This window comes from Geomobilimonas luticola, from assembly GCF_018476905.1.
GTDB lineage: Bacteria > Desulfobacterota > Desulfuromonadia > Geobacterales > Geobacteraceae > Geomobilimonas > Geomobilimonas luticola.
The window spans coordinates 137,847-160,035 of record NZ_JAHCVK010000005.1 but is presented as its reverse complement, the minus strand read 5'-3'; the positions used below and the strand labels follow the sequence as shown (position 1 = coordinate 160,035).

Sequence of the window (22,189 nt, the reverse complement as noted above, 5' to 3'; positions counted from 1 at the left end):
AGAAATAAACATTGAGACCACCAGCGTTTGTCCCTCACGCTGCGTCTTTTGCCCGAACAGCAAGACGACGAGGGCCAGGTCGACAATGGATATGGGGCTCTTTAATAAAATATGTGAAGACTATTACGCTATTGGCGGTGGGTCTGTCGGGGTATGTTCAATGCAGTCGGATATATTTTCCGACACCTGTCTAAAGGAACGACTGGAAATTCTGAAGCAGTTCAAGGACCGCTTCATTTTGCATACTGCAACTATGCTAGCCGGGGCATCGAATTTATCCGACAATGAACTGAAAACCTTTTTGGAAACATTCGATTGTCTGGATATATCCATCGGAGGATTCAGCAAAGAGGATTACGCCCTCATGTATGGAATAAGCGCCTTTGACGTTGTTATCGACCAGTTGTTCAGAATTGAAGACATCGTACATAAAAACGGTATTGCAATAAATCTGGCTTTGAATTTCAGAACGAATAACCCAAAAAATAGTACGGGAAATCAGCTACTCGCCAGACTAAGCAGAACATTCGCAATCCAGGAAATCAGGACGGACTACTTTTCATGGGGGGGTATGATAACGCAGGCAGATTTGCCTCCGGGAGCCCTGTTGTTGAAGGCAGACAATACGGCAGTCCGAAAGGATTGCGTAGCGCCGTGGGCAACGCTGTGTATCAATGCAGATGGTACCGTTGTGGGTTGCGGGTGTGTCGACTGGGCCGCCCGCCACATCATTGGAGATATGCGCCACCAAACGATTAAAGAAACATGGACCGGCCCTCAGGCACAAGAATTCAGAACGTCATTCTCCCGGCAAACCATACCGGAACTATGCAGAGATTGCTCTTTGTACACAAATATCGAACGCGCTTTTGGGCGCTTTGGGCTTTTAAACTACAAACCGCGGGATGGAGATTATCATAAAGCAAACTTTCCGTTTAAAATCCCGCAGAAAAAAAGAACATGCCGAACAGGTGCAGCCACGTGATTGTTCAAGTGACCTGGAGGCGAATACTTACTTGAGGAAAATGCATACCTTCATTTTCGACATTGATATAAGCGGTGCCTGCAATCTGCATTGTCCCTGCTGTCCCCAGGGTAACATCGAGACATACCGGCTGCCCCACGGCTTCATGGAACCTGAATTGCTTGCATCGATCGTCCGGAAGGCAACGTCCGAATGCCGGGTAACCGGCATCAACTTGTTCAACTGGACTGAGCCGCTGCTGCATCCACGGCTCCCAGAACTGATACATATTGTGCAGGGAGCAGGCATTCCGTGCCATCTCAGCTCCAACCTCAACATACTTCCCGATGCAGACGCCATCATGGCGGCAGGCCCTGCCAGCTTCAAGATTTCGGTTTCCGGATTTACCCAGGACGTTTACGGCACTACCCATCGGGGCGGGAATATCGCACGGGTCAAAAACAATATGGTCACGCTGGCAGAGGCAAAAAAAAGAAACGGCGCCGCTACACGCATTTTCGTTACCTATCACCGCTACCGGCACAACCTGAAAGAGGAACCCATGATGCGGGATTTTGCCGATAGACTCGGCTTTGGCTTCGATCCGGTGTGGGCGCTCATGTTTCCTCTTGAGAAAGTGCTTGCATACGCGGATGGGGATATCCAGGACTTCCCTTTGACTGAAGAGGATCACACGGTAATCGATTCATTGGCATTCCCCTTGAAAAACACGCTGGCGGCCGCACGAAACTACCAGAACCAGCCGTGCCGGCTTAGGGACAGACAGGTCAGTCTGGATTTCCAGGGAAATGTGCTCTTGTGCTGCGGGATTTTTGACGCAAGGGAGTTCTCCTTGGGAAACTATCTTGCCCTGCCGCTGGACACCATACAGAAACTCAGGCAGAATCACCGGATGTGCAAACGCTGCATGAAAAACGGTGCACACGTTTTTCTGACTTACTGCGTTCCGGAAATGGGACGGCAGATATTGGATACGATTGACGGGGACGATATTTCACTGCTGGACCTTCGCCATGAGATCAGACACAAACATCTCTGCCAACGAATCAACACTATGTCTCAAGCGTGCTTCTCTTCCATGATCGGTGACAGACAAAAAGCAGTGCTGAAAACGGTGATTGATCAAATGGACCGTATCGGTGCAGTTGCGAAACGCTCCCTCTTCGGGAAAAAGTGACTACTCTTATCCAAGGAATATGACCATGCCGGTTAGCACGAGGCCACACCATAAAATAGCACTCGTCTGTTTTGGAACCGAAGAAAATTACGGATTGCTGTTCGTTGGCGGGGAACTGTTGCAGTTCGATCAGGAGATCAGATATTTCGATGCGGAGAAAGACGCCATTACCGACGAGATCGTCGCCTGGATGCCCGACTATATCTTTTTCTCACCGTTGACAAGATATTTTCCTGCGGCGATGAACATGCTTCGGGAGATCAGACAGCATATACCTGGTGTGATTTCGGTTTTTGGCGGCCACCATGCCTGCTCGGATCCGGCAATAATTGACCGGGAGGAGATCGATGTTGTGGTTGTCGGGCCGGTGCGGGGCTCCATAGAAAAAATTCTCTCCGGCGAAAAAGGATTGATCAGGACTCCCCTTACCGATCCCGCCGATATGCCCGTTCCCGCAAGAATCGAGTATTACCGGGACATCCCGAGAATAGCGTCACGTTACCGGAAATTCATGCTGTCCATGCTGGGCTGTCCTTGGAACTGTGCCTACTGCAGCTCATCGGCGGACCACCTGCGAGACATTTACGGTAAAGAAGCTCACCGGCGCTACTACCTTTCCCGAAGGCCAATTCCGGCAATCATCGCAGAGGCAAAGCAGATTCTTGCGTTGGGCAAAACTGAGGAAATCGAGTGGGTGGATGATGACATCTTCAGTGGGCCCGATATCGAAACATGGCTCCCGGAGTTTGTTGACACCTGGGAGAGAGAGATCGGCGTTCCGATGTACGTCTCGTCCACATCGACCCTTACCTTGAAGGTTTCTGACAACGTACTGGCTACCCTGAAAAGAATAGTCAATTGCATCGGCATCGGCATACAGGCCATCAGACCTGAGTCGCTCAAACTGCTCAACCGTGCCTGGGACAATGAAGAGAACATGAAGAGAGCATACGACCGGCTGGTAACATACGGGTTTGCCGTCAATCTGCAGGCAATTGTCGGGCTGCCCGTCGAAGATCCGGTAGAGGATGCACTGGAAACGGTAAAAGGCTTGCAGCGCATCGGCCCGGGAAGCATTTGCTCGGTCTACCCCTTGCAGATATATCCCGGCACCATGATGGAAAAGTACTGCCGCGACCATAACCTGGCATTGAGTGCGCTGGCCAGCGGCGATACCAATACCGGCATACCGGGTATTGCCTTTAGCGACGACGTGACGAAGAAGTTGAGAAACTTATGTAAACTTGCCACGTTTTTTGTTAAGTATCATATCGATGAGCGATGGATGAGGATATTTCTCACTATCGACTTTCCTGAAAGCACCTCCCAAGCGTTATCCATGGAGAGATATTACGAATGTGTCGTTGATAGACTCGGCACCAAGGGGATCGAACTATTCAACGAGATTAAACGGGGCATGAAATTGGTGTATTAAAACAGGGAACAACAGGGCAGCATAGCCCGCCGTGCCGGTGAACGGACCGGGCAGGGTAAATATTATCGCCGCGAAAGAGAGCTCCATGAAAAACAGCGTGAGAGACATGTCACTGATGGATGTGGGTGACGACAACATAGTCCTGTTCCATCCGCACGTCCCGGAGTCTGCCGTTAGCCTTGTCCAGCAGACACTGACAACGAGATGGATCGGCCAGGGTCCAAAAGTGGACGAATTTGAACAGAAATTCGGCGCAAGATTTGGTGAGGGAAGAACGGCAATCGCCGTTGGTTCCGGTACCGACGCCTTGCATTTATCATACATTCTCGCCGGAATCGAAGCGGGTGACGAAGTGATAACGCCCGTTTTTACCTGTGCCGCGACCAATATTCCTCTTTTGTACCAAAAAGCGGAAATTAAATTCGCCGACGTCCAGCCAGGCACATTAAACATTGACCCATCCCATGTAAAACAGCTGATTTCCGACCGGACAAAAGCGATTGTCTGCGTACACTACGGCGGGTTGCCCTGCGACTTGAACGAACTTTCGGCTATTGCGGCCGAACGGGGCATACCGATTATTGAGGATGCCGCCCACGCCCTGGGGGGTACCTACAATGGCAAACCGGTCGGCTCAATCTCCGAGTTTTCCATGTTCTCTTTCCAGGCCATTAAACAATTAACCACCGGTGACGGGGGAATGCTTGTTCTGAAAGACGGCAGCCTGGCGGAAAAGGCCCGGCGTATTCGCTGGTTCGGCATTGATCGGGTTGCCAAGCAGATGGGAAATTGGGACAATGACATTACGGAAATAGGGTACAAATACCAAATGAACGACATTGCCGCGGCCATGGGCCTGTCGGCTCTGGCAGAGTTTGACGGCGTCCTGGCACTGCGCCAAAAGCTGTTCAGAAGATATTCTGAACAATTACAGGGAACTCCTGGCCTGCAAATCGTCGGGGACGGTTATACCGACAGGGAGCATGCCGCCTGGATATTTACTGTCATTGCTGAAGACAGGCCGGGGTTGCAGGCCAAATTGAGAGCGCACCATATTGAATCCAATCAGGTCCACTATCGGAATGACCGATATACCGTGTTTGGCGGCAGACGGAACAACCTCCCGAATATGGACGCGATCGAGGAAAAATATCTTGTATTGCCGTTGCACCCCAGAATCAGCATCGAGCAGGTTGACAAAATCTGCGATGTTATACGGTCAGGTTGGTAACATGGCCAGCGGTCTCGCACATGACCGGGTTCACCCCGTTGGGTTCAGGTAACGGTTCAGTGTCACAACCCTTTTTCACTATAGGCATCCCGACCTATAATCGCCATGGCATGTTGCAAGAAGCCCTGGCGTCAGTCCTTGCCCAAACATTCACCGACTTCGAGGTTATTGTAGGGAATGATTATACCGCCGAGGTGCTGACCTGTGAAATGCTCGGCATAACCGATTCGCGTATCCGCATCATCAATAATCCCCGCAACCTGCGGGAAGTCGGCAACATGAATGCCCTGCTTGACAGGGCGACCGGGAACTACTTTACCTGGCTGTTTGACGACGATCTGTATGAACCCGACTTCCTGCAAACGGCACATGATTGTCTGGTAAAATCCGGCTTTCCCCCCGCACTCTTTTCCTCGTTTAGGATGTTGAAACCGTCTGAACGGTTCCAACCCCGCAGGATTAATAACGTTGCTACGCTAAACTTTACGGGGCGGGGTTTTCTGGACTGGTATTCGGACCGGCGCCCGAAGATCACCTCGACATGCGGTCTGTTCCATACCGCCACCCTCAGAAAGATGGTGGGTGGTGTCGAAGAGATGTGTTCTTCGGCCATAGGGTTCCATTGCGAGTACCTTTTTCTCGTGAGGTGTGCGTTGCTGGATACGATCGTTTATATGGATGTTCCCTGTTATGTGTTCCGCCGTCATGGTGATTCTGCCAGTGAAAGCAATCAGGATCTGGAAAACTACCGGGTCGCGGGACAGGAACTGCTGAAACGATGCAGTGATGTTTTGCATCATCCAACGCTCATGGCAACGTATTCTCGAAACCTCCTGAAGATCGCCAGGATTCACATCATTACGTATGCCTACAGTACGGCCAGGTTCGAGTTTGCACAAAAAAAATCCCTGGTTGGCACTTTTTATCGTGCCATGTCGAATCACGGGAATGAAGCGTCGCACACCAGAGCGTTGTACGCACGCTTGGGTGGTGACACCGGTTTCCGTACCAGTTTTGCTTTTCTCAGGGTACGTATGTATTGTTGGTATGTTATTGTGCGCCTGCTCACCCATTTTGCTAACGGGCGTGTACGGCACAGATGATGGACACGCCTGCTCGCCACAGCTTAAAAGGAGCTGGTCATCATAGATGAACATAGTTCTGAACGCGATCGCATATAGCCCGGGCGGGATGGGGGGGGTGGAAACCTATTTCCGCACCCTTGTGCATGCATTGCAGGGTGCCGATACCGGCAATGACTATGGCCTGATATGCAACGAACACCATCTCGATTCGCTCCAGCTGTCACCACCCCGTTTCCGGTTGCTGGCGTGCCGCTATACCAAACCCTCCCTGCTCTGGTACCTGCGCGCAGCCATCAGGCACACAACCTCCCTTGACATTCTGCAACCGTTCATGAATCGGCTAAATGCGGACATTGTCCACCACCCGTTCTCCATTCTCCAGCCACTGCACCACCGCATACCCTCGGTGCTGACGTTCCACGACATGCAGCACGAGTTCTTTCCTGAGTATTTCTCTTCCTATGCCTTGAATGCGCGAAAGAAACTCTGGAGACCTTCCGCTGAAAAGGCCACCAGGATCATTGCGATTTCAGGGTATGTCAAAACGTGCCTCGTCGAGCGATACGGGATCGAACCGGACAAAATCGATGTCGTCTATACCGGTTACAATCCCCAATTCCGCCGTACGGACGATCCGGACGTGCTTGCATCGGCAAGATCCAGACTCGGCCTGCATAAGCCTTTCATGTACTATCCGGCAGCAACCTGGCCCCACAAGAATCACAAGCGGCTCCTGGCGGCCCTCAAGATCATGAAGGAGAGTTACGGTTTTGACGGTCACCTGGTGCTCAGCGGTATAGCCAAGCAGGCGAACGACGATGTTCTTCGGGAGATCGGGCGGCTCGGGTTGCGTGACGACGTCACCGTACTCGGCTATCTTCCCCATGAGGAGCTCCCCTGTCTCTACAATCTGGCACGATTGATGGTGTTTCCATCACTGTCGGAAGGGTTCGGCATTCCCTTGCTTGAAGCGATGGCCTGCGGATGCCCCATTGCCTGCTCTGCCGCCACCTCTATCCCGGAAGTCGCCGGTAATGCGGCCGTGACATTCGATCCGCTTTCCGTCGAAGATCTGGTTGAAACGCTCCGCCAACTCTGGAACGATGGGGCGTTGCAACAGAAGTTGAAAACCAGGGGCTTTGCTAGGGTACAACAGTTCGACAGGGATACCATGGCCCGGCAAACCATACGTGTGTATGAGAAAACCTTGCGATGATAATTTCCGTTATCACCCCCTCCTACAACCAAGGTCAATTCCTGGCCGAGACGATCGAGAGCGTCATCCGCCAGGAGGGGGACTTCTCCATCGATTACCTCATAATCGATGGCGGCTCCAGCGACGACTCCCTCGCTATCATCAAACACTATGATACGTTGCTGCGGAACAGGGAATGGCCGATTGCGTGCCGGGGGATTACGTACCGGTGGATAAGCGAACGGGACAACGGGCAAACCGATGCCCTCATGAAGGGCTTTCGCCTGGCGCAGGGGGACATCTTCGCCTGGCTGAATTCCGACGACACCTACCTTCCCGGAACGCTTGAGACGGTAGCCGGGGCTTTTCGCGTTCATGCCGATACCGGCCTTCTGTATGGTGACGCCCATTACTGTGACACGGCAGGCGCCGTCATCGGCAGGTACCGGACCGAAGAGTTCGACCTTGACCGACTGGCCTCCGCCAACATCGTCTGCCAGCCCGCGGCCTTTTTCCGGCGGCAGGCTTTCACTGCGGTCGGGGGGCTGGACGTGACGCTTCACTTTGCCATGGATTACGACCTCTGGATCAGGATTGGCAGACGCTTCTCCTGCCACCATATCCCCCGGATGCTTGCAACCTACCGTCTGCACGAAACATCCAAGACCATCAGCAGCGACACACTCATCAGGAACAGTGAGGAATCCCTTGGCGTCACCCGCCGGCATTTCGGCTGGGCACCGCTGACCAGGGTCTATACCTCGTGCTCCATTCTCTGCGCGGCCCGTCTGCCGGGCCTGTTCGGCAATAGCCGCCTTGCCCTGGCTGCCGCGGCATCTGCCTGTACCCTGATCCGCTCTCTGGTCCTGAATCGGGGATTTCACCGCAACGACCTGAAACTGCTGAATCGGGAGAATTTTCGAAAGCTCTGCAGGAGCCGTATCGAGATCATGACCGGTGGGAAACCATGAAAATCTGCCTGATCGCGCCGGTTCCTCCATTCAGGGGAGGAATAGCCAAATACTGCCATTCCCTCGCCCGGGAACTTGAGAAACGGCACGACCTTCTGCTCTTGAGCTACAAGAGGCAGTACCCTGAACTGCTGTACGGCAGGAAGAGCCAGGTGGACCCGACCTGCGACGTGGCGCGCATGCGTCGTGAATTCAGACACCTGGCCTACGATATCGATTCCGTAAGCATACGGTCCTGGGTTGCAACATCCGCAAAGATCGCCGCGTTCGGTCCCGACCTGGTCATACTCCCCTGGTGGGTGACTTACTGGACACCAATGTATGCCTATCTCCTCTCATCGTTGAAGAAGAAAGGGATCAAGGTTCTTTTTCTCTGCATCAACATCTTTGAACACGAAGACAATGCCTTGAAAAAATGGGCAACGAAATACATCCTCAGAAAAGTTGACTCCATTCTTGTCCATTCCGAACAGGAAAAAAATACAGCCCGGGGAATCAATCCCAGGGCTGCGGTGAAAAAGCATCTTCTTCCTCTGTTCGCGTACGAGACGAGGCCGCCCCACAAAAGCGGCCCGGGAAAACTCCATCTTCTGTTTTTCGGATTCGTCAGACCGTACAAGGGGCTCGACACCCTGATCAAGGCGGTCGGAATCCTGAAGGACTACGACATCTCGCTCACCATAGCCGGAGAGTTCTGGAACGGCAAGGCTGAATTTCTCAAGCTTGCCAGCGACCTTGGCATTACTGAAAAAGTGAACATTATTGACCGCTACATCCCCGATAGGGAAATGAGCCGGCACTTTTCATCGGCCGACCTGGTTGTCCTCCCCTACAAGCAGGCGGTCACTTCCGGCATCATAGCCACTGCCTACGGATTCGGCAAGCCGGTTCTCGCCACTGACGTGGGGGGATTTAACGAGATCGTCCAGGACGGGTACACCGGCAGACTGGTTCCCCCGGACGACCCGCAGGCGTTTGCCGACGGGATTGTCTGGTTTATGAACAACAGGCAGATTGATTTTGCGGAAAATATCCTGCAATTCACCTCCGCAAACATGTCCTGGAGTTCCCTGGTCGATTCGATCGAAGAATTTCAAGCGACTTAAAAACACTAGCCGGGAATCCCATCCCGGCTATTGCACCAACACTCATTCTGGAGATCGAGCGGCTCAATTCCCTGTCAATTGGCCGTCATCTTTCCTCAAAGATTTCCCAGCTTGTATTTGGTTACCAGAATATAGTGTCTCTCGTACATGGGTGATTTGTAGACGATTTCATACCAGTTCTTGTCAAATTCGGTACCCATCTCTTTATCAGTGCATATCAGTTCATTGTTTTTGTTGTAGTTACGTTTGGCAACGGTTCTGAATTTGCCATCCTTGATCTCGAAATCGATCTTGTGATAGGCAACAGTTCCTTTTTTCTCGATACTTGCACTGCATGCCGGGTACTGCATCAGGTGCTTTGAATAAGCTTTTTCGCCAAAGTCTGTCAAAACGAATTTTTCAGTCCAACTTATCGTTTTTCCCCGAACCTTGACACTCTGTGAATCATAATAATTTGCTTCCAGGTTCTGATTCGGAACGTCAACGTTGTTTTTTACCCATTTTTCAGCATGCCCATCCACTGCGCCCACCAGCAACACGAAACCCAGCATACCGGCTACTACATTTCTCTTCATTGTTGACTCCTTAGATCGTTATACCCACTCAACAGCCAGCGGCGCCTATTATACCGGTTAATTGTCCGGTAATAAAGTTTTTATCTCAACCGCCCCTCTGCCAGGTACTGCCAAATTGACTATTACGCCCTGAAATGTTACTTTCAGCCTCGATTCAGCCTCACGTTGCCGAAGCCGGCAGCGACCATCCCGATGGCAACCTGCCAGGTTCCAGTCCATGATCGATCACCAAAGGGTAACCACCATGTCCCCAGAATTCCGGACTGACGGCAAAGAGACCGCTGAAGCATTGGCGGACCGGGAAACCGAAGGGTTCCTCTCTCCGTCGGCACTGAAAGGAATAATGAGCATCCTGCTGGTCTATTTCGGTGCTCGTCTGGTGTTTCTCGCTTTAAGCTTGTCATCATTCGTACCGCCGGACGAAGTCACCCACGCAGGACTCTGCAAGGTCTTTTCACAAACCGCCCTGATGCCGGTCAATTCTCCCGAAACGTATCAATTCGGCCTGGTCACCAACATCCCCTGGCTGTACTACGGGATAATGGGCAAGCTGCTCCAGGTGAATCTCTTTGGTCTCTCCGACCTCGTGTTCCTCCGCCTTCTCAATATCCCCCTTGCCTTCGGCACCGTCTGGTATGCTGTCCGCCTGCTCCGCCTCTTCACGGACGACCGGCTCACCCTGCTCCTGCTCATGGTCGTACTGACCAACACCCCCATGTTTTCCGTTTTGTCCGCTTCGGCGTCCTACGACAACATGGCCAACCTGTTGGCAGCGATGGCCGTCTATTTTCAGTTTGCCTTTTTCCGCAAGCGCTCAGGCGGCCTGCTGGTCGCCTCGCTCATCTGCCAGCTGGCCGGCAGCCTGACCAAGATCACCTTTCTGCCGCTGGTTCTGGCCCTCAACATTCTGCTGGTGCTCCACGAATGGCACAACCTGGGCTCATTCCCCGCCGGCGTCCGGCAGTATTTCCGGACATCCGCGCGCCGCGCAAGCCTGGCGGTGGCCCTGCTTCTCATCTTTGCCGGCTTGAATCTGCAACTGTACGGCGGGAATTATCTCCGCTACGGGGTCATCAATCCCGGGATGGCAGAGGTTCTCTCCCCGCAGGCCGCCATGAAATACCGTCTCGGTGCCCGGGGAATGATCTTCAACCAGTACAGGGAAGGGACGATCTCCTACATGGATGCCCTGATGCTGGCGGGAGAGATCGAGCACCCCGGGGATAAGGCCGACACCTTTTTCCTGTTGATGAACTATGAAAACCTGAAGAGAAATCCTCAGTTATGGATGGGGCCGGCCGCCTACGCGAAACTCTGGTTCCAAAACATGCTGGGCACGATTTTCGGGATCAAGGCTCACCTGGTAATGCTCAAACCCCCTCCGTACCTGATCCCTGTCTACCTGCTCCTGGCCCTTGCGGCCATCGGATTTATCCTTCGCTGGCGTCCCCGGGAATCGGGCTGGCTGCCGCCGGCCCTTGCGGCCATCGTCATCTTCTACGCAGGATACCTTATGTACGAAGTGAACTATGACAACTATCTCAACTACGGTGAACCGGGACTGACCATGTATGGCAGGTACCTTTTCCTCCTGCTTGCCCCCGCCTACGTTTTAATCTGCCGTTACCTGCTGCTTCTCTTCCGCAGCGATTACGTCCGGTGGTCGCTGGCGCTGGCTACGGCACTGCTTTTCATTTCGTACGATTTCCCCTGGTTCCTGATGCATGCCACTCCCGAATGGTATGACTGGCTGCCGCGCTAACCTGTGACCTGAGACATGGATAACCAAGGAGTTACACCGTGAGAACTGCAGGGGATATACGGAATCACCGCCGTGCCGTCCAATGGCATCTGCCGCTCGCCCTGATTCTCATAGCTGCGGTGACCACCGCCGTTTACTGGCCAGCCCTGCGGAACGGCTTCATCGACTTCGATGATGACGTGTATGTTACGGCTAACCTGATGGTTCAGCAGGGGCTGTCGCTCAAGGGATTTCTCTGGTCCCTCACCACGTTCCATGCCGCTAACTGGCACCCCCTCACCTGGCTGTCCCATATGCTCAACGTGGAACTGTCCGGCATGAATCCGGCGGGGCATCATGCCACGAGCCTGTTCATCCATGCCGTAAATTCGATGCTGCTCTGTGCCCTGCTGTACCGCCTGACCGGTTTTGTCGGCAGAAGCCTGGTCGTTGCACTGCTGTTTGCGATTCACCCCCTCCATGTGGAGTCGGTGGCTTGGGTGGCCGAACGCAAGGATGTCCTCTCCACCCTGTTCTGGTTCCTGACCATGGGGGCCTATGTGTGGTACACCGGCAAGCCTGGCCTGAAGCGCTATCTTCCCGTTGCCGTTTTGTTTGCCCTGGGACTGATGGCAAAGCAGATGCTGGTGACCCTTCCCGTTATCCTCCTGCTGATGGACTACTGGCCCCTCGCTCGTCTCACCCCCCGCCGGGGTGAACGGGGCGGGACTGACCTCAGGTTTCTCCTGGCTGAAAAAATTCCGCTCGTTGTCATGGCCGCGGCCGCTTCACTGATGATTCTCCGCGCCCACGCTTCGGCAAAGGCCCTGTTCAGGGTGGACGGAGAATCCCTTCTTCTCCATGGCGGGAATGCGTTCCTCTCCTACGTGAAGTACATCCGGAACATGTTCTGGCCGGTGGACCTCGCCCTGTTCTACCCTTTTGAACCATCGGCGGTTACCGCACCCAGGGTCGCCGGAGCGGTTGTTCTTCTGGCGCTGCTGACCGGCCTGGCCGTAGTGCAGGGGAGAAAACGGCCCTACCTGGTTTTCGGCTGGTTCTGGTACCTGATTACCCTGTTGCCGGTGATCGGCTTCATACGGGTGGGGGGTCAGGCCATGGCAGACCGCTATACCTACATTCCGTTGGTGGGATTGTTCATCATACTGGCCTGGGGCGGGGGGGAACTAGCGGGCAGATGGCGCAACGGGCTCCCGGCAGTAACGGTCGTGAGCGTAATCGTGGTTGCCATCCTCTCGGTACTGACCGTCAAACAGATTCGCTACTGGCAGAGCAGTTACGATCTGTATGCCCATGCCTTGGCCGTTGTCGAGCGAAACTGGCTGGCACACAACAACATGGGGGTACTGCTTTCCCAGCATAACCGCAATGATGAAGCCATCCTTCACTTCCAGGAATCGGTACGCCTCAACCCCACAGGAATCGAGGGGATCAGAAACCTCGGCAACTCCTACCAGATGGCGGGACGGTACGCCGAAGCGATCGAGGCCTATCGCCTGGCGGTCAGGCTGCATCCGGACGATGTGGAGGGGCATGTGCGCCTTGGCTATGCCTATCTCATTACCGGCAATATCGACCTTGCCTACCAGGAACAGGTGCAGTTGAAGCGCCTGAATGAAGCCTACGCCCGCGCACTGCTCGATTCGATCCAGGCAAGCGGCAAACGATAACGTCTATTTCCCGCTCCCAAGCAGTTGCCTCTTTTGCTCCAGGGCAACCCCCAGGTTGTAGTTCGCCTTCGCATCGCCGGGATGTATCCGCAGCGCCTCGCGGAATTCACGGATGGCCATATCCAGTTCCCCCTTCATGGCCAGAGCGATGCCAAGGTTGTAATGCGCTTCCGCGTAGTTGGGGTTGATCCTCAGTGCCTTCCGGAATTCCCCGATCGCGGCATCCAGATTCCAGGCATCGGCATGGGCGATGCCCAGGTTATTGTGAATGACGTAGTTGTCGTCCGTAACCTTGAGGGTCTGTTCGTAGAGAGAAAAATTGTCCCGCCAGTAGCCGAGCTGTTGCCATGTCACCGCGGTTTTTGCGCCGATGACCGCACCGGCAAGCAGGGTCAGGATTGCCATCCGGTATGTGAAGCCCGCCAGAAGCTCCGGAATTCCCCAGACAGCCATGATGAAGAGACCAATCGAGGGGATGTAGGTGTAGCGGTCAGCCATGGACTGAACCCCCACCTGGAGAAGACCGATAACCGGTACGAGCGTGACGAGGAACCAGAGCCACCCCACCGCAAGATAGGGGAAACGGTGGCGGGCGCGGACAGTTGCCACAGAGACGAAAAGCAGGACGAACAGTGAACCGATGACCTGCCATAAGGGGTATGACGAAGGAATGGGGTACAGGATGGCAAGGTCGTCGGGCCAGATTATGTTGCCGAGGTACGCTCCATAGGAAACCAGGGAATTCTCAAGGCGGAGCGGAAAGGGTACCGCCCCGAGGCTTTTTATCGCTCCTTCCGAACGTTGTGCGAAGACGGTAAGGATGGATGATGCCAGTGCACAGGCAAAAAAGGGGACTTTCTCCCGGACCAGCACCCGGAATGAGCGTCCCTCCCCATCTGCCCCCCCTGTCCGGCAGCGGCCGAGGGGCCAGTAATCCAGCAGGAGCATGACGACGGGAAGGGTCACGAGCATTGGCTTGGCCATGAGCCCCAACGCGAAGGAAGCGAGCGCGAGAAGGTAGAACACGCGCTTCTGCTGTACGGTATAGGAGGCATACAGGAGAAGGGTGAGGAACCAGAAAAAGGCGCTGAGGACATCCTTCCTTTCCGCCACCCAGGCGACCGATTCCACGTGCAGCGGGTGGATCGCGAAAAATACGGCGACACAGGAACTGTGCCACCGCGAACCGGTTATCCTGAGGAGAAGCAGAAACAGAAGCACCGTGGATAGCGCATGGATAGCGACGCTGGTGAGGTGATGGCCGCGGGGATCCATGCCGAACAATTCGACATCCACCATATGGGAGAGCCAGGTGAGCGGATGCCAGTTGCTTGCGTCAAACGAGGTGAAGGCCCAGATGATACTTTCGCCGGTTATGCCGCCTGCCACATTCGGATTGGCCGTAACATAGACATTGTCGTCATAATTCAGGAAAGCGTGGTTTCCAACCTGGAAATACAGGGCGAATACCATGACAATCAATGCCAGGCAGATGCCGGCACTCTGACGCGGCACGTTACCGGAGAACATTTTCTTTATGTTTCTCCCTGTTTTCAGCATCCCTGAACTTCACCATTTCTGCCCGCGCTTCTGCCGTACGCCCCTGCATCTGGTACACCATCGCCAGATTATAGCGGGCAGAGGCGTTGAACGGTTCAAGGTCCAGCGCCTTGCTGAAGTACGTTACCGCATCCGCCAGTTTTCCCTGCCCGGCCCTCAGGCTCCCCATGTCGACAAGTGCGGGTATGTAGTCAGGATCAATCTTCAAGGCCTGCCAGAGGTAAATCTCCGCATCGGCATACTGACCCTTGGACATGTAGGTTTCACCCGTTCGACACATTTCGAAGGTTCTGTCGGTCATCAATTTGTCAAGTGAGCCGACCATGCCGAGTACCTTGTTTCGGTAATCCTGAGCCGTGTCGCTGTCTCCCTTTTGTTCGTGTATCATCATGAGCAGAAGGTACGGTTCGGGATTGGAGGGGTTTACGTCCACGACCCGGCGTAAGGACTTTTCGGCCTTGTCCAGCCGGTTTTCCTTCCAATAAATATAGGCATCTCCGATCAGGTAGTTGACGGAAATATCCCTTTTGGTGTCGCCGGCTTCGAGGTATTCCACCGCACGTGCTGTGTCACCTTTCCGGTAGTATGCCATCCCCAGGTTCTTGAAGCCGACAAAGCGCTCCGGAGCATCTTTCGTCATCCGGGTAAAAAATTCGATATCATTTTTCCAGACGCCGTTGTGTCGCATATCAATGGCCGCATAAACCGCACAAAGCGCCACGACGACAACGGCCATTCCCCGTCCGTTCAGCTTGCCGATGACCGCTGCGAGAAACAGCGAAAAGCCCATCAGGGAAAAATAGGCATACCGGTCAGCCATCATTGTAGTGGTATGAAGCGGGATGATGTTGATGACCGGGAGGAGAAAAAGCAGAAACCAGAATGCTGAAAAAAGGATTTCGTCGTGCTTTCTGAAATAATAGACGGCTGCGGTTACACCCCCTGCGAACACACAACATAGTATGACACTCGTCGTCCCCGGGTTGATGCTGTACAAAACTTTGAGTTGAAACGGCGCCACCATGTTCAGGAGGTATCTCGCCACCAGGTACGGCGCCGCCACTGCGTCCGGAAGATTAATGGCATCGAGAAAATTTGCTTTCTGGACGGCAAAGGAGCGGAGCGTCAAATAGACTGCAACCGGGACCAGGAATGGTGCATAGCGGCCGGCACGAAATTTTTCCCGTTGCATGCGGAGATCGTACAAGACGAAGACGGCCGGAAACAGCAGGGCAAATTCCTTTGAAAATATTGCTGCCGTGAAGCAGGCGAGCGCCGGGACAGGCTTGTTCCTGACGTGGAAAAGAAGTGCCAGCAGCCCAAAACAGGCCGAGAGCAGGGTGTTCCTCCCCCCGGCAAGAAAATTGACGGTTTCCCCGGCGACCGGGTGCAGGGCAAAGATCAGGGCGGCGACAAAAGCCAGGCGCTCCTTTTTGAACAATACCGCCGTCACGGCATAAAAGAGCAACACTGCCACTATATGCAGGACCAGATTGGTGAGGTGGAAGCCCGCCGGATTCACCCCCCAGACAGCCCGGTCCAGAGCAAACGAGATATAGGTCACGGGACGGTAATAGCCGGTGGAAGATTCTTCGATGGTGTCTTCGGAGAGGAAGAACGCGGGGATGTTGCCCAGCTTTTCCAGAAGCGGGTTGTTGACGATTATATAGGTATCGTCCCACACAAAATCATGGGTGAGGGTCGTGCCATACACCACCGCCAGAAGGATGATGATACATCCGAATCGGTACATGAACTGTTTTTGCGGGGCCGTTATTCGCAGATTCACTCCGTGCAAACGGGCTCTTGCCATTCGTAAACAGCAGAACCTGTGCTGAAGCGGCGAAAAAAACACCGGCATCAGGTGACCGGTGTTTCGCCTCTCCGGGCATCAATCAAATCGAGCATTTCGTGAAACACTCCGACGTGCTTCCTCCCTCCCCCCTCGGCGAAAGAACAGGCTGTCGTAACGCCCTGGTCAAACCTGAACAGCATTTCCCGGCGGGGGAAGAACGCCCGTATCGGCAGCCAGATACAACCTGCGGCGAGAAAGAGCAGAGACGCCCCCCATATGAAGAGAACACCATAATCCCCGATGTAATCGGTGACCACAAGACGCCGTATGTCGGGGAACGCCAGCCGGTAACCGTCGCGGACGAATTCTCCGCCGCCGGGAGCACTCCCCGTAAAGAGAACGTCCTTGCCCTTCAGCAGCTTGAACTGGAGAGTGACGTCGCCCGTCATGTAGGATATGTAGCCACTCCCGGCTTCCGGTTCCGGAATGCTGAACACGATTCGATAGGGGGAACCGGGGATGTCTTCGCTGGCCTCCCTTCCCGGGGGGTAGCAATTCAGAATGCAGGGCTTCTCGTAGCCGGCCGGCAGGTCGGGAGCGGAAAAGCGCAGCAAGAGGGCAAGCCCCAGGTAGCGGGGATAGACGAAATATCCCCCGTACAGGGCCGGCGGATATATCCCGAAGGTTCTTTTCCCCTCCCCTGAACTCGACGGAGCGATTTCCATGGTCAGGGTCTTGCCCAGTATCGGGCCGGACGAATTCGCCAGGATGATCCGTTCCACCCGGCCTCCGGTCCCTCCCGGCATGGGGAGCGGTTCCCCCTCGATGACCATCTGGCGGTGTGAGGTCCGTGAGGTGATGCTTATGAGGATGCCGGCGAAGAGAAAGAACGTTCCGGCGAGGAAGAGTATCCGGGCAGGGAAAACGCTGACCCCGCGCCAGGCGGTAAGCACGTTTTCCGAGTGGCGGGTCGTATATCCCACTGCACCGAGACGGTTCTGCAGTTCCGGGAACGAGGGGGAAACCGGCAATTCAACCGCTTCGTCGAACAGGTCGCGCCTGACCTCGGTCATTTTGCCGGCCATCGCCCTGCGCATTTCAAGATGCCTGCCCGATTCGTGCAGAACGCGGAGCGCCCTGTTCAGCGGGATCAGGGCAAGAATGCCGGCAAGAACAAGGCTCTTGCGGGTGAAGGCCATCAGGGTGATCAAGGTCTCATCAGTAAAGAAGGCAATCCCGATATAGAGGAGAAAGAAAAACCCGATAACCAGGGGAGCCAGGGCGCGGGACGATGCCGCTGCCAGGATGGCGCGGAGCAGACGATTCATTTGCCCCCCTCCTTTACCCGCGCCGTCGCACTGACGGTCGAGCTCCAGCTGTTGATGAGCGTCTTGCCGTCGATAGCCACACCGTCGGCCCGCTCCGCAAACGGGATCGGGACGGGGTTGCATCCTCCCGGCTTACCCACCGTTTCCAGGGGGATGAGGGTCACGCAATAATAGCAGATGACTGTCCCCTCTGCCTGCCCGTACCCGTCCGGCTTGCAGATGGAGCAGGCATCGAGGACAACCGTCAACTGCCCCCCAGGGGTCATCAGCACGAAAAACCGCGCTTCCTGCCCTCCCTGCTTGAAAAGGTATTTATGAAGCTTGCCGTCCTCCAGGTCGATCTCTCCTTTTTTCGGGATGAAAATCTCTCCCTCCTGGTTTGCAGAGACCGGCACCGGTTTCGGGTCCCAGTATTCTACGCTCGGAAACCGGCTCTGGTAAGCCCCGGCAGCGAAGATCGCCACGGAGAGCACCGGAATGACGAGCCGGTAGCGCCGTGCCTTGATCGCGGCAGCCACAAGTTTGCGACGCTGTGCTCCCTGGCGGATATGGGCCACCGACGGCAACCGCTCGAAGCTGATAGCCAGGGCAATCAGAATCGCCGGCGTGAACCAGATGACCATCCCCCCCCAGAAACCGACCTCCTTGCCGAACAGGAGGCCGATATATCCCCAGACTTCGGAACGGACGAAGAGGTGATCCGGGATCAGAACCGATTCCATGAATTGATGCACGAAATCATGCACCCCCTTCATCACCTTCATGCTCAAGGGGGAAAACAGGTCGAGGCGGAGAATCGACGACGAGCTGAAGAGCAGGAGTGCCACTACAGCTGTCAGCACGCCTGACGGCGACACCGTCAGGGAAGCCGGCAGCATCTTTTCCACCGCAAGGGCGAAAAGGGTCAGAATTCCGGCGCCCAGCACGAGGGTCAGCAGCGCGGGGAGGTTGCCGTCAGGTCCGGGGAGCCGGCAGGCGCAAACCGCCCCCGCTATGATGCCCGCCAGAAGTGCGCCGGCTCCGGCACCGCTCGACGTGGTGACAAACCGCGCTCCCCCGGAGGTCGCCACGCGCCGGCCGGTGCTGCGGTAGAGGGCAACGACGGAAATGCCCCAGAACAGGAGAAACCCCGTTCCCAGTGCCGACTTGACGACTCCGAAGGGAATTGTCTCGGGAAATGAACGGAACAGGACAACAGCTCCGGCCACCCCGACCAGAAAACCGGACAGGCATGCCGCCGTCACGATCGGTCTCCGCGCGGGAAACCCTCGCAACAGGACCAGAACAATCACGGCCCAGGAGAGAAGCTGGGGAATGAGTTTCACGGCGGCCATCAGGACCTCGTCCGCTCTTCCCGCACCAGCACCCCGTCATCGAGGTAGATTGTCCGGTCTCCCCAGGTGGCTACTTCCTGGTTGTGCGTCACCATGATGACGGTGAAACGCTCCTCTGCCCGCAGTTCCCTGAGCAGCTCCATTACCATCACCGTGCTCTTGTGGTCCAGGTTGCCGGTCGGCTCGTCCCCCAGCAGCAGCTTCGGACTGTTGATGATTGCCCGGGCGATGCAGACCCGCTGCTGCTCCCCCCCCGACAGCTCACCCGGCCGGTTCTTCAGGCGATGGCCCAGGCCGACCCGCTCCAGGGCCGATCTGGCCTCGGCCTCATCGGGCACGCTGTGAAAGTACTGCGCCAGCATGACATTTTCGACCGCCGTCAGGTAGGGAACCAGATGGTGCTGCTGAAATATTATGCCGACGAATTCCCTGCGGAACCTGGCCAGACCGTCTTCGGACAGCATCAGCAGATCTTCCCCGCCAACCCTCAAGGAACCGGCACTCGGCCGATCGAGCCCCCCCACCAGGTTCATGAGGGTACTTTTACCGGAACCGGAATGTCCCATGACGGAGAGCCATTCACCCTCTGGAACCTGCAGGTCAAGCGGCTTCAGGGCACAGATGTCTCCATAGCTTTTGGAGAGTCCCCCCGTTTCAATAATCGCTGGTGCCATCGTCAATGACCTTTCCTTTGTGCATCAGGATATGTCGAAACCCCTCATCCCCCGGCAGAGGGGTGTGGGTCGCCATCACCAGGGTGGCCCGCGCATCGCGGACTTCCCGGATAATCATTTCCATCGCTTTCACCTGCCACCCATCGTCCAGGTACGCTGCCGGCTCGTCGATGAGCAGCAGGCGGGGGGGGAGGAAGAGCGACCTCGCCAGGTTCAGGCGCCTTTTTTCTCCCCCGGACAGGGCTGCGGGAGGCACATCGAACATCTCCCCGAGCCCGAATGCTTCGAGGAGCCGCTCGCCCCGGTCGACAGCAAGGCGGTCCCCGCAGCGGAGAGCCGGCAGGAGAAGGTTCTCCACTACCGTCAACTCGGGGATGAAGACCGCTTCCTGGAAACCATGGGCGACCATTCCCCGCTGCCGGTCAAGAGGGTTGCGCACCACCGTGCCATCCAGGAGGACACTCCCCGACGTGGGCCGGGAAAGCCCGCTGATCACGCTCAGGAGGGTCGTCTTGCCGCTCCCCGATGGCCCCTTGAGAATGCAGAGCGTACCGCTCTCGATAACCAGGTCGACGCCGTCCAGGGCCGCAACGGTCCCGTCGCCCCCCGGCAACGGGTAGGATTTGCGGATTTGCTGCAGTTCCACTCGCATCAGGCGCCCCGCAGCAGGTCAGCCGGCTCGCGGCGCAGCATGAGAAACATGATGATGACCGCCTCCACCGCCATGGTTCCCGCGAAAACCAGCCAGAGCCAGGGGAGCCCCGAAAGGGACAGGTCGAGTCCGCCGAGCAGGAGCGGCATGCCGGCGGTCACGGCAAAATAGGAAGCGAAGAGCCGCAGCACGAAAAACGCGCCGGCACTCCCCGCCACCATCCCGGCAAGGGAAAGAACGAACGCTTCAGCGCCGAACAGGAGCATAAGCACCCCCTTGCCGCAGCCGAAGGCCTGGAGCAGCCCCAGGCTCGACCGGCGCTCACGCCAGTAGAGAAACTGAAGTGCACCACCGCCAAGCACGGCGAAGAGCCAGGCCGCGGCGGCAAGCGGCAGCTGCCCCCGGGCGAGCTTTTCCATCCTCAGTCGATTCTCCCGGAAAAGCCCGGGGATCGTCAGCACCTTGATGCCGGGATACCGGCGCTCCAGCAGGGAAGCCATATCCCGCGGAACGATCGAGGGGGCGAGCCGGACCAGCAGAATCGAAGGACGTCCCCATGGCACCCGGAGCGAAACCCCGCCGGCGCTCCCGGAAGAGCGTTCCATGGCCGACACGCCATCCAGCGGGATAAAAACGGCATTATCGAAATAGCCCATGCCGGTCTTTTCCAGGCGGGCAGCAACGGTGAAGGGATGGTTGTAGAAGCGCAAGGCCGCGCCCGTCCCCTTCATGACCGAACCGCCGACCAGAATCGACCCCGTTTCCATCTTTAACCGGACATGCGGACTCAGCCAGGGGAGGACGGTAACGTCGCGGGACGGATCGAAGCCGACCAGGAGGAGATTCCCTGTTTCACAGCAGGAAGCCGGCGCCGACGAGAGGAAATATTGCGGTGCGGCAACCAGCACTCCCGGCATGACGGCAATACGCCGGTCAATCCCTTCAGGAAGGGAAAACCGTACCGGGACCCCGCCGAAAAGCCCCGCACCAAGGGGAACCTCCGCACCCTGCGGCACCACCATCAGATCTGCCCCCAGGCGTTTCGCCCCCCGTGCGGTCGCTTCCTCGACACCGCTTCGCACCAGCACGACACCGGCCAGGAGAAAGGAAACCAGAGCCAGCAGGAACCCCATGGAGAAGAGCTTCAGGGGAGCCCTGACGGTCATGCGCACTGCCAGGCCGGCAAGGCCGAACCGTTCGCTCACGCTCTTCTGCTCCTTGATCTTACCAGTGAGGTAACCGCCACCAGCACCTGCACCCCTCCAGTCAGCAGGACCGCCGGGAGGGTGCCCATGCGGCACGGCATGGTGGCCGCCATGCAGACGCCCGGCCAGACGAGATACAGGGGAAAGAGCACGCATCCAGCCGCAACGGCGGCAAACAGCACTCCGCTCCTGGCAGGGCCGGAAGAAAGCAGATACAGAGCCAGGGCGGCAACCAGGGTCGCCACGCCGAGAAACAGCGTGATGCTGCCGGTGGTGTCGCAGCGCATCATCGCACCCGCCATCGACTGGTGAGCAAAACCGCAGGTGGGGAAAAGCCACCGGGGAATGGCGACAAGAAGCCCGCCGGTGACGGCGAGGAGCAGGGGCACTGCAAAGTATTTCCGTCTGCTTTCGGTCATCTGCTTATCGACTCCCGTGCTATGCTTGAA

19 protein-coding genes are annotated in these 22,189 nt (G+C 56.1%); 10 read left to right on the top strand and 9 right to left on the bottom strand.

What is annotated here, in order from left to right; genetic code table 11:
- Positions 1–85 precede the first annotated feature (85 nt).
- The 8 genes from KI810_RS12300 (at position 86) to KI810_RS12265 (ending at position 9,185) form a co-directional block, all read left to right on the top strand.
- The gene (locus KI810_RS12300) at positions 86–985 is read left to right on the top strand and encodes an SPASM domain-containing protein (protein WP_214175847.1); all 900 of its coding nucleotides are present in this window, start codon (positions 86–88) and stop codon (positions 983–985) included.
- Positions 906–2,162: a radical SAM/SPASM domain-containing protein gene (locus tag KI810_RS12295; RefSeq protein ID WP_214175846.1), complete on the top strand. Its 1,257-nt coding sequence runs from the start codon at positions 906–908 to the stop codon at positions 2,160–2,162. Before KI810_RS12300 ends, KI810_RS12295 begins: the two co-directional genes overlap by 80 nt.
- The gene (locus KI810_RS12290; RefSeq protein WP_214175845.1) at positions 2,104–3,597 is read left to right on the top strand and encodes a B12-binding domain-containing radical SAM protein; all 1,494 of its coding nucleotides are present in this window, start codon (positions 2,104–2,106) and stop codon (positions 3,595–3,597) included. The genes KI810_RS12295 and KI810_RS12290 overlap by 59 nt, the downstream gene beginning before the upstream one ends.
- Positions 3,598–3,682: 85 nt before the next feature.
- On the top strand, positions 3,683–4,828 hold the full coding sequence (locus tag KI810_RS12285) for a DegT/DnrJ/EryC1/StrS family aminotransferase (RefSeq protein WP_214175844.1): 1,146 nt from the start codon (positions 3,683–3,685) through the stop codon (positions 4,826–4,828).
- A 20-nt stretch (positions 4,829–4,848) separates the two neighbouring features.
- The gene (locus tag KI810_RS12280) at positions 4,849–5,931 is read left to right on the top strand and encodes a glycosyltransferase family 2 protein (protein WP_214175843.1); all 1,083 of its coding nucleotides are present in this window, start codon (positions 4,849–4,851) and stop codon (positions 5,929–5,931) included.
- Between the two features lie 46 nt (positions 5,932–5,977).
- Positions 5,978–7,129 (top strand): glycosyltransferase family 4 protein, encoded by a 1,152-nt coding sequence (locus KI810_RS12275; RefSeq protein ID WP_214175842.1) that lies wholly within the window; start codon positions 5,978–5,980, stop codon positions 7,127–7,129.
- A complete protein-coding gene (locus KI810_RS12270; protein WP_214175841.1) occupies positions 7,126–8,079 on the top strand; it encodes a glycosyltransferase family 2 protein in 954 nt (317 codons plus the stop codon). The genes KI810_RS12275 and KI810_RS12270 overlap by 4 nt, the downstream gene beginning before the upstream one ends.
- Positions 8,076–9,185, top strand: coding sequence for a glycosyltransferase family 4 protein (locus KI810_RS12265; protein ID WP_214175840.1), 1,110 nt, complete (start codon positions 8,076–8,078; stop codon positions 9,183–9,185). The genes KI810_RS12270 and KI810_RS12265 overlap by 4 nt, the downstream gene beginning before the upstream one ends.
- 95 nt (positions 9,186–9,280) lie before the next feature.
- On the opposite strand, the gene KI810_RS12260 is transcribed toward KI810_RS12265, so the two are convergent.
- Positions 9,281–9,760 carry a hypothetical protein gene (locus KI810_RS12260; RefSeq protein WP_214175839.1) on the bottom strand — a complete coding sequence of 160 codons (480 nt, stop codon included), beginning with the start codon at positions 9,758–9,760 and terminating at the stop codon, positions 9,281–9,283.
- A 244-nt stretch (positions 9,761–10,004) separates the two neighbouring features.
- Here KI810_RS12260 and KI810_RS12255 point away from each other — a divergent pair, with 244 nt between their 5' ends.
- Both KI810_RS12255 and KI810_RS17610 read left to right on the top strand, forming a co-directional pair.
- The gene (locus tag KI810_RS12255; protein ID WP_214175838.1) at positions 10,005–11,522 is read left to right on the top strand and encodes a hypothetical protein; all 1,518 of its coding nucleotides are present in this window, start codon (positions 10,005–10,007) and stop codon (positions 11,520–11,522) included.
- 38 nt (positions 11,523–11,560) lie between these two features.
- Complete coding sequence (locus KI810_RS17610; protein WP_214175836.1) at positions 11,561–13,192, top strand: tetratricopeptide repeat protein; 1,632 nt, start codon at positions 11,561–11,563, stop codon at positions 13,190–13,192.
- A gap of 3 nt (positions 13,193–13,195) precedes the next feature.
- On the opposite strand, the gene KI810_RS12245 is transcribed toward KI810_RS17610, so the two are convergent.
- The 8 genes from KI810_RS12245 to KI810_RS12210 form a co-directional block, all read right to left on the bottom strand.
- Complete coding sequence (locus tag KI810_RS12245) at positions 13,196–14,722, bottom strand: tetratricopeptide repeat protein (protein WP_214175835.1); 1,527 nt, start codon at positions 14,720–14,722, stop codon at positions 13,196–13,198.
- Positions 14,709–16,505: a tetratricopeptide repeat protein gene (locus KI810_RS12240; RefSeq protein ID WP_214175834.1), complete on the bottom strand. Its 1,797-nt coding sequence runs from the start codon at positions 16,503–16,505 to the stop codon at positions 14,709–14,711. Before KI810_RS12240 ends, KI810_RS12245 begins: the two co-directional genes overlap by 14 nt.
- A gap of 107 nt (positions 16,506–16,612) precedes the next feature.
- Positions 16,613–17,875: a hypothetical protein gene (locus KI810_RS12235; RefSeq protein WP_214175833.1), complete on the bottom strand. Its 1,263-nt coding sequence runs from the start codon at positions 17,873–17,875 to the stop codon at positions 16,613–16,615.
- The gene (locus KI810_RS12230; RefSeq protein ID WP_214175832.1) at positions 17,872–19,209 is read right to left on the bottom strand and encodes a DUF2318 domain-containing protein; all 1,338 of its coding nucleotides are present in this window, start codon (positions 19,207–19,209) and stop codon (positions 17,872–17,874) included. Before KI810_RS12230 ends, KI810_RS12235 begins: the two co-directional genes overlap by 4 nt.
- A complete protein-coding gene (locus KI810_RS12225; RefSeq protein ID WP_214175831.1) occupies positions 19,209–19,883 on the bottom strand; it encodes an ABC transporter ATP-binding protein in 675 nt (224 codons plus the stop codon). The genes KI810_RS12230 and KI810_RS12225 overlap by 1 nt, the downstream gene beginning before the upstream one ends.
- Complete coding sequence (locus tag KI810_RS12220) at positions 19,864–20,535, bottom strand: ABC transporter ATP-binding protein (RefSeq protein ID WP_214175830.1); 672 nt, start codon at positions 20,533–20,535, stop codon at positions 19,864–19,866. The genes KI810_RS12225 and KI810_RS12220 overlap by 20 nt, the downstream gene beginning before the upstream one ends.
- Complete coding sequence (locus tag KI810_RS12215; protein WP_214175829.1) at positions 20,535–21,740, bottom strand: FtsX-like permease family protein; 1,206 nt, start codon at positions 21,738–21,740, stop codon at positions 20,535–20,537. The genes KI810_RS12220 and KI810_RS12215 overlap by 1 nt, the downstream gene beginning before the upstream one ends.
- A complete protein-coding gene (locus KI810_RS12210; RefSeq protein WP_214175828.1) occupies positions 21,737–22,159 on the bottom strand; it encodes a DUF4418 family protein in 423 nt (140 codons plus the stop codon). Before KI810_RS12210 ends, KI810_RS12215 begins: the two co-directional genes overlap by 4 nt.
- Positions 22,160–22,189 lie beyond the last annotated feature (30 nt).

Excerpts from the sequence above, each read along its gene's own strand:
- KI810_RS12300 (WP_214175847.1), top strand. The coding sequence starts at position 86 with ATGGATATGGGGCTCTTTAATAAAATATGTGAAGACTATTACGCTATT.
- KI810_RS12295 (WP_214175846.1), top strand. The coding sequence starts at position 906 with ATGGAGATTATCATAAAGCAAACTTTCCGTTTAAAATCCCGCAGAAAA.
- KI810_RS12285 (WP_214175844.1), top strand. The coding sequence starts at position 3,683 with ATGAAAAACAGCGTGAGAGACATGTCACTGATGGATGTGGGTGACGAC.
- KI810_RS12280 (WP_214175843.1), top strand. The coding sequence starts at position 4,849 with ATGACCGGGTTCACCCCGTTGGGTTCAGGTAACGGTTCAGTGTCACAA.
- KI810_RS12275 (WP_214175842.1), top strand. The coding sequence starts at position 5,978 with ATGAACATAGTTCTGAACGCGATCGCATATAGCCCGGGCGGGATGGGG.
- KI810_RS12270 (WP_214175841.1), top strand. The coding sequence starts at position 7,126 with ATGATAATTTCCGTTATCACCCCCTCCTACAACCAAGGTCAATTCCTG.
- KI810_RS12265 (WP_214175840.1), top strand. The coding sequence starts at position 8,076 with ATGAAAATCTGCCTGATCGCGCCGGTTCCTCCATTCAGGGGAGGAATA.
- KI810_RS12260 (WP_214175839.1), bottom strand. The coding sequence starts at position 9,760 with ATGAAGAGAAATGTAGTAGCCGGTATGCTGGGTTTCGTGTTGCTGGTG.
- KI810_RS12255 (WP_214175838.1), top strand. The coding sequence starts at position 10,005 with ATGTCCCCAGAATTCCGGACTGACGGCAAAGAGACCGCTGAAGCATTG.
- KI810_RS12245 (WP_214175835.1), bottom strand. The coding sequence starts at position 14,722 with ATGTTCTCCGGTAACGTGCCGCGTCAGAGTGCCGGCATCTGCCTGGCA.
- KI810_RS12240 (WP_214175834.1), bottom strand. The coding sequence starts at position 16,505 with ATGTACCGATTCGGATGTATCATCATCCTTCTGGCGGTGGTGTATGGC.
- KI810_RS12235 (WP_214175833.1), bottom strand. The coding sequence starts at position 17,875 with ATGAATCGTCTGCTCCGCGCCATCCTGGCAGCGGCATCGTCCCGCGCC.
- KI810_RS12230 (WP_214175832.1), bottom strand. The coding sequence starts at position 19,209 with ATGGCCGCCGTGAAACTCATTCCCCAGCTTCTCTCCTGGGCCGTGATT.
- KI810_RS12225 (WP_214175831.1), bottom strand. The coding sequence starts at position 19,883 with ATGGCACCAGCGATTATTGAAACGGGGGGACTCTCCAAAAGCTATGGA.
- KI810_RS12220 (WP_214175830.1), bottom strand. The coding sequence starts at position 20,535 with ATGCGAGTGGAACTGCAGCAAATCCGCAAATCCTACCCGTTGCCGGGG.
- KI810_RS12210 (WP_214175828.1), bottom strand. The coding sequence starts at position 22,159 with ATGACCGAAAGCAGACGGAAATACTTTGCAGTGCCCCTGCTCCTCGCC.